This window comes from Candidatus Alcyoniella australis (genome assembly GCA_030765605.1).
Taxonomy (GTDB): Bacteria; Lernaellota; Lernaellaia; order JAVCCG01; family Alcyoniellaceae; genus Alcyoniella; species Alcyoniella australis.
Genome location: JAVCCG010000028.1, coordinates 1 through 10,196 on the forward strand (window position 1 = coordinate 1; position 10,196 = coordinate 10,196).

Sequence of the window (10,196 nt, forward strand, 5' to 3'; positions counted from 1 at the left end):
GTCATAGTGCCTTTCGACCACGAGGGTTATCGGCTGCTGACGGAGGGCATTGAAAGCAGCGATGATGGCACTGCGCCTATTGACTGGGCCTCTGAAAAGTTTCCATCGGGTCCAATTTGCGGAGCCATTTTAGCGGGGCGACCAACCGGTCGCCCCGCGTCGTTTAACGGGAGCCCCAATCGGCAACGGTCGGGGCTTCCGCCTTTCAGGGCCAGTCGTGGCGAGACAAATAGGGGGACACCAGAGACAAATAGGAAACAAATAGGGGGACACCATACCTATTTATTGCCAGACAAGTCACAACAAACTCCACGTCTCCACGTAGATTCTTCGGCCTGCGTCCTCTGAATGACGGAGTGGCGTCAATGTCTACTAGGCAATGAAAGGGACACGATACTTAATTATTGTCAATGGTCCTGTTTCTGTTATCTTTTTCCCATGACACGTATATCGCGAGTGGTGGCCCCTGGGATTCCTCATCCCCGGAGTTTTGGGGACACGAAACTTAATTGACTGTTGACGCCATACCTCTATTAGTGCTTATCTATCAGTTGGTTAAACTATAATTAAGTATCATGTCCCCCAAACTAACCCTGCTCTTGTAACGCCGAATTTCACCCGCCAAGTAAGATAGCATTTGACACAACTCCCCATCCACTGGTAAAATATAAAGGTGCTCATTGAAAACCGAATCTCGGACGGCGATTGAACAAAAAAACTGAGGGGCGGCTAGTTGACATAATGTTTTGCCAAAAATTCCATACGATTATTTCGCACTAGAATCAGCAACTTACAGACCGGCGAAAACTCAACCTATGCGATCAACTAAGCCCTATCGTACTCGCGCGGAATTACAGCGGAATCGCGGTTTTTTTCGAAAGATTATCGCATGCGTGCGGTTTCAAGATTACCCTGATTAATCAAGAGCTTACGCGACAGGGGAAAACAGTATATGAACATCGCATGGAGCCAAATCGCGATTACCCTGCAATTCCAACGACTATACGCGCTTCGTAACCTATACGAAATCTGTGATTTGAAATCCCAATTCGCATGCAAGTCCTAAAGTATTTTACCAAGGGCGGGCTGTTAAGCCGTTGATTATTAGAGACAAACCCGGGTAAAACAGCGAAATCCAGCATGTAAAGTATCACTTGACATTATCGCGCATACACCTTGATAAGAAGCGGGTCTTTGGCGATTCGCCTAGTCCGGACTATTCATGAGGGTTCGTCAGCAAGGCGTGCAAGTGTGCGACACAGTAGAAGCATCGTCAATAGTGCGGGCTAGAGCAGCCGATCAACGATTGTGCCCAGGCCCCAGCTTGCGGCGTTGGCCACCAGCGAGGCGCAGGCCGCGCGCCCCAGGGAGATCGGCCGGGCGATCAGCCAGAAGGTCAGGGTCTCGATCAGCACGACCAGCGATTCGCCGGTAGCCAGATAAAGCTCATAATTATCGGGTATTACCATCGGCCAGGCGAACCACAGCAGCGGGTGCGTCAGGCAGGTGCCCGCAGCACCGGCCACTGCCGCGCGCCACAGCGGGACTTGACCCCGCGCAAAGAGCACGAAGATCGGCACCTCGACCGCCAGGGTAAAAACAAATGCTTTGAGCCACAGAATCATCAACCAATGCAGTTCCGACATCAGCTAGAGCCTGCGGTGTACGGCCACCACGCGACCGGCAATGCGCAGCTCGGTGGCGGTGGTGATGCGGATCGGTTGGTAGTCGGGGTTGCTGGGCATCAGCAGCGGCCCGTCGCCATCCTCGAGCATGCGTTTGACCGTGGCCTCGCCGTCAACCAGCGCCACCACGATGTCGCCTGGATGCACCTCGGCGCGGCTGTCCACGAACGCCAGGTCGTTGTCCATGATCCCGTCGCCGCTCATTGAATCGCCGCGCACGCGCAAACAGAACAGGCCGGGCTTGGGCGGAATCAGGCCCAGGGGATCGATCAGCTCCTCGAGCGACTCGTCCGAGAGCGCAGGCACTCCGGCGCGCACACGTCCCAGCAGCGGCACCAGACCCGGCTGACCCAGGGCCGCTCTGCCGCGGGGAGTGACGCGCCACGAGCGGCTGCGGCCCGGCGCGTTGTCGGCCAGGTCCAATCCTTTGAGCGCACGTAGCGCTTCGCTGATCGCGTTGACGCTGCGCAGGCCGAGCTGTTGTTGAAGCTGGCGCAGGGTCGGCGGCATGCCCAGCTCGGCGGTCAGCTCCCACAGCGCGTCGAGCACGCGGACACGGGCGTTGGTCAGCCGTTGGGCCATGTATCACCCTCTCGCGCATGGCGTTGGTTGTTGGTCAACGTACCTCTTTGCGTCATGAGTCAGGCTCATTTGCGGGTTTTATCGCTAGTTAAGGCCGCGGTGCTGGCCGGTAAAACCGCGCCTTTGCCAAAGCGCTGCCAGATCTCGTCGCAGGCCGGGCCCAGCAGCTGCATCCGACGCTCGTCCGGGCCGGATCGCCCAACAGCTCGCCCTGGCCCACCGGCCGGTCGACCAGGCCGCGTACGGCGAATCCGATCAGCCGCAACGGACGATGGTCGCGCCAGGCTTGATCGAACATTTCGTGGGCCGCGTGCAGCAACGTGGCCGTTACCTGGGTCGCGCAGGGCAATGTCAGGCCGCGGGTGATGGTCGAAAAGTCGGCGTAGCGCAGCTTGAGCCCCACGCTCTTGGCGTACAGCCGTTGGGAGCGCAGGCGGTTGCCCACACGCGCCACAAGCCGGTCGAGGCAAGCCTCGAGCTGCGCGCGCTGGGCCAGATCGCTGGCGAAAGTCTGCTCGTGGCTGATCGAACGCCGCTCGTGCTCGGTGTGCACCGGCGTGGAATCAATGCCGCCGGCCATCTGTTTCAGCCGCGGACCGTGCACACCGAACGTGCTCAGCAGCCACTGCTCGGAGGTCTGGGCCAGTTGACCGATGGTCTCGATGTTGTGGCGCGCCAGTTGTTGTTGGGCTCGCGGCCCGACTCCCCACAGCCGTCCCACGGCCAAGGGTGCGAGGAATGCGCGAGACTCTCCGGGAGGCACCACCACCAGGCCGTCGGGCTTTTGCAGGTCGCTGGCGACCTTGGCCACTAGTCGGCTGTCGGCCAGACCCACTGAGGCGGTCAGCTCCAGCTCGTGGGCCACCCGCAGCTTGACCTGCTGGGCCACACCCCGGGGCGGACCCCACAGCCGCGCCGTGCCCTCTAGGTCGACGAACGCCTCGTCGCAACTCAGCGGCTCGACCAGCGGACTGTAGCTGCGCAAAATCTCGAACAGCAGATTGGACGCCGTGTTGTAGGCATCAAAGCGCGGATCCACGCGCACCAGGTTGGGGCACAACAGCAAAGCGCGGGCCATGGACATCGCCGAATGCACGCCGAATTGCCGCGCCTCGTAACTAGCGGCCGCCACCACGCCCCGGCCCTGGGCCGGACCGCCCACTGCCACCGGACGGCCGCGCAACGTCGGATCGTCGCGTTGCTCGATCGACGCGAAAAACGCGTCCATGTCCACGTGCATAATCGCGCGTTGCCGGTTGCATAACTTTTGTGCAGTGGCCGCGCCCGATACAATTCGGTTGCCCATGCTGCTCACAGGGGCATTATACTGTACATTTGTACAGCTTCAAGGCGAATATCGAATTTTTAACATCAAAAAACTGAGAGGCCGCCGTGAAAATTTGACCCATGAATTCGATGTTTTGCAGTTCTAGCCTATGTTATCGATGTGATTCATGCCCCTGCCCGCGGATAACAGGTTGAAATTACATGTCCTTGTTTTTCAATCTGTATCACCCTTGACACATGGCACATGGCTTGCTTATAATCCGTTTTGCAGGAAACGTGATAGCTTCACACCGTAGCTATTGACCTCCTTTTTGGATGCTGAGGTTGCCCCGCCTCAGCCCTTTTTTTATCCATTACACACGATTCCCAATCCCCCATTTAGGCCGCAGCAAAAAACGCGAGCAGACCAAGGTCGTAGCTCAATGGCCCTGGCTGCGTCGGATGATGGAGGGTGGGTAATAATGTTGAATAACATTATTTGGTGAACACTAACGGGGCAGGGCTCCGGTGATCCCTTTGTAGCGCGGGATTTTCGCCGCCTCAAAACCAAGCTGCACCGCCTCGATCACCACGGCGATCTTGTCGCCGCCGGGCGAAATCGAGACGTAGACGATCTTGTACTGAATGAATTTGCGCCAGGCCGAGCGGTCGGCCTGCAGTACCTGCCAGGGGCCGGAGTTGCGGCGGATCGAGAGGCTGAACTTGGATTTGGCGTCCCAGGGGTTCTCCGCATTTTGCTCGACGCTCTGTTCGAGTTTGATCTCGTAGTGTTGGTCGCCCAGGCTGAAGCGCACCAGGTTCTCGCCGAACTGTTTGATCACCGAGTCGTAGCCCAGCCAGACCGCGATCGGTTGGCGGTAAACCTCGTTGCCCTTTCGGCCGCGGATCCCCAAGGCTCCCAGTTGGGTGTGCGTGCGTTGGTCGAACCGCGCGGCGTCGTTGGCAGCGCGCTCCATGTCCGGGTAGTCCCGCTCGGTGAACTCGCCCTCGAGCTTCTTGACGAAATCGTTTTTCAGCGCGTCGATCACGTACACGTGGATCGACTCGCCGGCCAGCGCCCCGCCGGAATAGTCACCGCGCTCGCCGAACGCCCACAGTTTGTCGTCGTCGGACCAGCCGTAGATGACCAGCGTGTTGCCCGTGGGCATCGGCTGAGCCGCTGCAACGGCCGCAAAGGTCAGGGCCGAGAGCAGGACCGCAATGATCGCCACGGTGCGCATCGTCATTACTGCTCCATCAGTCGCAGGATGGTGGCCTGCTGCCAGCGCCGCAGCTCGTTCAGCCGCTCGGGATGGAACGGCGGCGGATCGAGCCAAGCCGGCGAGATCGCGCTTGGCGCGGGACGATACTTATCGTCGGCCAGGGCCGGCAGATCGGGGCCCGATTGCTCGGTGGGCCAGGTATCGAATTTAAAGCGCGAGTTGTAGACCAGCAGCACACCGCCGCTCACGTCGAACGGCGCTTCGAGGTCCACGTTGTCGCCCGAATCGATCCCGGCGTAGAGCATGTTGGGTCCCTGGGTTGTGGGGTAGTTGATCGGGCTGGTGCCCAGCTTAAAAAGCGCGCCGCTGAACGACTCGAGGGCCAGCGAGGTGGTGCCCGCATCGACTCGCGGAACGCTGTGGGCGGCGAAGCTGAGCATCTCGCCGAATCCGTAGCGCCCGCTGGAGGCCTGAACCCAATTGGCGATCAGGTTGCTCATCTGCACCGTGGCGAACGACTCGTCCAGGGTGTTGACCAGGAATTGCTGCACTTGGTCGGGGCCGCCGTTGCTCAGCGTGAACACGTCGCCGTAGGTCTGGACCCCGTCCAGGCGCGAGGCCACGTAGGTCCAGAACAGGTAGGCCTGGACGTAGTTGTCGTAGAGCCCCCAGGTCCAGTTGACCAGCGACAGGCCGTTGCCGATCAATCCGTTGGGATCGCTCAGGTAGTAGCTCAGGGCGCCGGAGTTGATTCCGTAGACCGCGTGTACAGCGCATTCGGCCAGGCCCTCGTCGTGATAGGCCCAGTACGGGTTGGTCTGACCATGCTCCTCGTTGTACAGCAAGTGCTGGAACTCGTGGGGCACCACCTGCTCGTAATAGAACGAACCGTTGACCACGTTGATATAGACCATCTCCATCTCGTTGGAGTGAATGCCCCACCAATCCATGGTCTGCTCGTTAGGGTAGGAGTTGATCGACGAGAAGTAGCCGCCGTAGTACGGCCCGCCGTCGAGCCCGAGGATCAGCACCTTGCCGTTGTCGTCGATGTCCCCCGGTTCGCAGAACAGCTCGGTTTCGGTCGGGTAGATGTGTTGGTCGAATTGCTCGACCGTGGTCTGGGCGTTGTCCACGACCATGCCCTGCTCAACGTAGACCACGCCGTAATCGCCCACTGCCGCGCGTTGGGCCGTAAGCTGGTACTCGTCGAAATCCGGGGTACTGAAGTCAACGGCCCAAAGCTGTGCGGTGTCCGCCGACCAGAAGTCGCCGCCAACGCCCTGCCCGGGGTCAGTGCCGCCTGCTTGCAGCGTATATTGCAGGCCCAGCTTCTGCTTGCCCGTGGTCAGTGTGGCCCGGGCCGTCTCCGCATCGTAGGTCACTGATTCGATTTCCAGCTCGTGGATCTCGGAGCTGATCTGATAGGTGCGCACATCACCGGCCAACGCCGTGCTCGGATCGACGCTGAACACGATCACCACGCTGTACTCGTCCGGCGCGCTGAGCTGCTCAAGCTCAATACCGTCCCACGGACCCAGGTCGTCGTCATCGTCGTCATCGCCGCCCGATCCGCCGCCACCGTCGTCATCATCGCCACCGCCGCAACCCACGACCAGCGTCAGGGCGGCCAGGGCCAACAGCAGCGCCAAGATCCATCGATATCCGTTCATCACAGCTTCCTTATAATGTGCAATGCTCTAGCCGATAATTGTATCAAGAGCGGTGCGGCCAGTCCGCGAGGCACCTTTGAGGCAGCTCGGGGCTACGGCAAAACACACGAATGACCATGGTCGTGGCTCAGTTATGATCTTTGCGCCGCGGGGCGACTCTTTATAATGTTATCCAACATTATTGCCACCCCACCTCGCGTCAGAACTTGTCCACACGTTCGTCGTAGCCGCACAGCTCCACGTAGGCCATGCCCGTGATCGAGCCCTGGGGCGTGTGGGCCGTAACCGTGCAGGCCCCCTCCCAGTAGTTGACGTCGATCAGCGGTCCGGGCACTTCCTGCTCGCGGGCCACGGGCGAGACCTCGACGGTCCAGCCGCGCGTTGGCAGCTCCACGACCCAGCCCAAGGGGTAGGCCGCGCCGGTCAGCGGGCTGGTCCAGACCCCCTCGCCGCCGGTTTGCAGGGTGAAATCGCGGTCCGGTAAAAGCTCCTGCGGCGTTCCCTCGCGGTCCACGAACGTGCCCTTGCTCCCCTCGAGCCCTTGCCCGTCGATGGAGCGCACCTGGTAGATCATCAGCTCGGCGCCGTCCAGGGGATTGGGCTGATCGGCAGCAGCCTGCTCCTCCGCCGAATCGAACTGGATCGAGAGCCAGTCCCAGCCCGCGGCGAGCTGCGAGGGCGAGCCCGAGGCGTACTCGTGGTCGTGCCAGGCTAGGCCCGTGACCGGACGCGGCTCGCCCTTGACGCTCAGCGTGCCCGTTGCGGCCAGCCGCGTATAGGAGATGTAGTTGGAGTTTACGCCGTTGGGCTGTTTGCGCATCAGCCCGTTATCGCCGTGCAGCACCGCGGGCTTGAGCGGCAGCAGCTCGAGGTCCAGGGCGTAGGGGCCGTTGTCCGCGCGGATGTGCAGCCGCAACTCGTCGTTCTGGTCGAACTCGGCCTGGGCAAACCAGTCGTAGGTCCAGACGCGCATCGCCTCGGTCAGCGCGCCCACGTCGGAACTCGAGTTCTCCGCGTTGAGCGCGGCCAATGTGTGCTCGCCGCTGTGCTTGTCGACAACCGCGAACTGCGCCACCGTGGCGTGGGTCTTGTAGATCCACCACAGCGGCACGTGGTTGTACCACACGCCCAGGGTGCGAATGCGGAAGAACACCAGCTCGAAGCCGTACTCGCCCCCCTGATCGTCGTTGAGGTGGCCGGTGAAATACCACCACTCGGTTTTGTACTCCGGGTGCGCCGCCAGATCGCGCGGCAGTTGCACCGGGTGATCCTCGGGATAGGCGTACTCCACGTCCTCCGTGGTGATCAGCAGGCCGCGGTCGGCCCAGCCGTAGATTATGCCGACCAGCGCCAGGCCGATCAGCGTCACCAGCAGCACGCCCAGGGTCTTGAACAGAATCCTCAACAGTCTGCGCATCGAACTTGTATCCTTACGTTGCAGTTTCTCGTCCGCCGGCCGATTTTGGCCGAGGAGCCGACCGTGGTCAAACCATGTTGACCAACTCTTTCGCCGCCTGAAGCGGCGCGCGATAACTCAGGCGCGGTTTTGCAATAACTCTGAAGCACGTTTTGTTGGACTATCTACAACGCCGTTGGTAAAGCGGGCTGGGTGTCTCAGCTTCTGCGGGCGAGCTTGGTGGCTAAGATCGAGATCAGGCCGCCGAGCATCACGTAGCCCACGATCACCTCGGCCATGACCCAGTAAGCTGCTTCCAAAGTCTTTGGCGCAATATCTCCGAAGCCGAGCGTGGTGAACGTGACGACACTGTAATAGATCATCGCTCCTATTGACCACGGCAGGTGTACTAGATGAAACGCCTCTGGCCCAAAGCTGGCGAACTTGAACCCGAACCAGACGGCAAACAAGATCGACCAGCCGATCCAGGGCCATAGCGACCGGCCGCAGTCGGCGAGGATCAGCCAGATGATGTAAAGCGGGTAGCGCCACCATGCTGCCTTGAACTCTTCGACAAAATCCTCGTCCTGAACCATTCGCTTGAAGCGAGCATTGCCATGGCAACTATCAACTCGTATCCCGCGATATCTGCCATCTATGGACCAGCGGTTACGACCCTGAAAACAAATACGGTTAAATCGGACAAAAGCGACGTTCGCCTTCTCGAGATTCGCGGCCATGAGGTCAGCGCCCTTGAGATTCGACTCACGTAGGTCAGCGCCCTTGAGATTCGCCTCACGTAGGTCAGCGCCCTTGAGATTAGCCCCCTCGAGGTCAGCGCCCTCGAGATTCGCCCCATTGAGGACAGCGCCTTTAAGATTCGCCTCACTTAGGTCAGCGCCCTTGAGATTCGCCTCCCTGAGGTTGGCGCCCTCGAGATTCGCCATTATAAGGTTAACGCCCTCGAGGTGTGCCCCCTTGAGGTCGGCGTCTTTGAGATCTGCTTCCCAAAGTTTTTCCTCTCGAAGCTTGTTCCACTCCTCGACCTGGCCTTCCTTGAGCATGGCGATGGCTTCTTCTTTGGAAATCGGGGGCTCGGGGGGCGTGTCGGTCTCTTTGTCCATCAAGGGCTCCAAATGCCGATTTTGGCCTCCCGTGCGGTCTGCTCGACAGCCAGGAAGCGCGTCTTTAGATCTGGGTCGTAGTCAAAATTGGTAATGGCGTGGCCCAGGCCCTCGGAGATCATCACCTCGGTGAAGAAGCGGCCGTCGGCGAGGATCACGTGTGCCAGGAGTCGGTTGTATCGGTCGCGGTGGCCGTCGTCCACGTTGGCCTTGTCCAGCCTCAGCGTGATCCGCTGGCCATCGAGCAGTTCGTGGCCCTTGGCCTCGGCCTCGCGGCCGAACGGCTCGCCCTTTTTTCCGTTTCTGGGGATCTCCGGCGTGTCGATCCCAATGATCCGCACGCGCTCCTTGATGCCCGTGTCGGCCAGCAGCACGTCAAACGTGTCGCCGTCGATCACCCGCGTCACTGTTGCCTGGAGGTCTACGGCGAAGGCCGGAGTGCTCAGGCCAACGAACAGGAGCGCGAGCAGGCAACCGATGGCTTTTTTCATCTGCGAAGCGTGCTCAGATCACCCGAGTAAAACGCCTGGGCGGGCGTGGGAGGCTTTCCCTTTGCCGCCTCGAAGGGCTTGACGCTCCCGTCGGGATAGACCTCAAAATCAGCCCCAGGCGATTTGCCTTTAGACTCTGGCTCCAATACCACGACCTGGCTAATCTTCAGCTTTATACCAAAGACCGGTCACCAGAGAATTCAAGTCCATAATCGCCGTGCACAGCTCCTGCCTAAGATCACTAGACATGGAATCGAGCCTTTGCTTATAACTACCCGTTTGGTCCTGGTCTATCATTCCAGAAATTTTATCAATGTTTTCTTGGACATCCCGAGGCAACTCATCACGGGGGAGCAAGGAGATCTCATGCAGAGCATGGGTCAGACGCTCAACCGAATCATATGCCGAGGCTAGAGAACGCATTGCCCTCCCTGTTAACTCATAAGCACGAGAAATTTGATTCATAATGTTCACCTCCTATTTAAAATAATTTATACACCTTGCTGAAAAATAAATGCAATACCCCTACAGCCCCGCCCGGTCTCGAAAGCCAGTGTCGCAAAGCCAGCCGCGTCGCCGGGCAGCGCCTTCTTGGATATCCTCCCACCTGGCCAGCTTGACGTTGCTTGTGATCAGGTGCTTGAGGGGGCTGAAGTCAAAGCGCAGCGCAGCGATCTGATCGGACACCACAGCCACCAACCGGCTGAAGGGCACCAGGTGGGCCATCGCAACGAGCGTCTCCCCGCTGCCGCAGGGGCA

The 10,196-nt window shown here is 59.7% G+C and carries 10 protein-coding genes; all 10 read right to left on the reverse strand.

The features are described from left to right. Positions 1 to 1,286: 1,286 nt before the first annotated feature. A complete protein-coding gene (locus tag P9M14_03375) occupies positions 1,287 to 1,646 on the reverse strand; it encodes a hypothetical protein (protein ID MDP8254767.1) in 360 nt (119 codons plus the stop codon). 3 nt (positions 1,647 to 1,649) lie between these two features. Continuing rightward, positions 1,650 to 2,267, reverse strand: a complete 618-nt coding sequence (gene lexA / locus P9M14_03380) for a transcriptional repressor LexA (GenBank protein ID MDP8254768.1) — start codon at positions 2,265 to 2,267, stop codon at positions 1,650 to 1,652. A gap of 88 nt (positions 2,268 to 2,355) precedes the next feature. Continuing rightward, the gene (gene dinB / locus P9M14_03385) at positions 2,356 to 3,573 is read right to left on the reverse strand and encodes a DNA polymerase IV (GenBank protein MDP8254769.1); all 1,218 of its coding nucleotides are present in this window, start codon (positions 3,571 to 3,573) and stop codon (positions 2,356 to 2,358) included. Between the two features lie 469 nt (positions 3,574 to 4,042). After that, a complete protein-coding gene (locus tag P9M14_03390) occupies positions 4,043 to 4,780 on the reverse strand; it encodes a hypothetical protein (protein MDP8254770.1) in 738 nt (245 codons plus the stop codon). Continuing rightward, positions 4,780 to 6,426, reverse strand: coding sequence for a hypothetical protein (locus P9M14_03395; GenBank protein MDP8254771.1), 1,647 nt, complete (start codon positions 6,424 to 6,426; stop codon positions 4,780 to 4,782). Before P9M14_03395 ends, P9M14_03390 begins: the two co-directional genes overlap by 1 nt. Positions 6,427 to 6,625: 199 nt before the next feature. Then, positions 6,626 to 7,843 (reverse strand): lipocalin-like domain-containing protein, encoded by a 1,218-nt coding sequence (locus P9M14_03400; GenBank protein ID MDP8254772.1) that lies wholly within the window; start codon positions 7,841 to 7,843, stop codon positions 6,626 to 6,628. A gap of 197 nt (positions 7,844 to 8,040) precedes the next feature. Continuing rightward, on the reverse strand, positions 8,041 to 8,946 hold the full coding sequence (locus P9M14_03405) for a pentapeptide repeat-containing protein (GenBank protein ID MDP8254773.1): 906 nt from the start codon (positions 8,944 to 8,946) through the stop codon (positions 8,041 to 8,043). Further along, a complete protein-coding gene (locus P9M14_03410) occupies positions 8,946 to 9,437 on the reverse strand; it encodes a thermonuclease family protein (GenBank protein MDP8254774.1) in 492 nt (163 codons plus the stop codon). Before P9M14_03410 ends, P9M14_03405 begins: the two co-directional genes overlap by 1 nt. Positions 9,438 to 9,596: 159 nt before the next feature. After that, positions 9,597 to 9,902, reverse strand: a complete 306-nt coding sequence (locus tag P9M14_03415) for a hypothetical protein (protein MDP8254775.1) — start codon at positions 9,900 to 9,902, stop codon at positions 9,597 to 9,599. A 60-nt stretch (positions 9,903 to 9,962) separates the two neighbouring features. Next, a partial coding sequence (locus tag P9M14_03420; protein ID MDP8254776.1) for a hypothetical protein occupies positions 9,963 to 10,196 on the reverse strand: 234 nt, incomplete at its 5' end.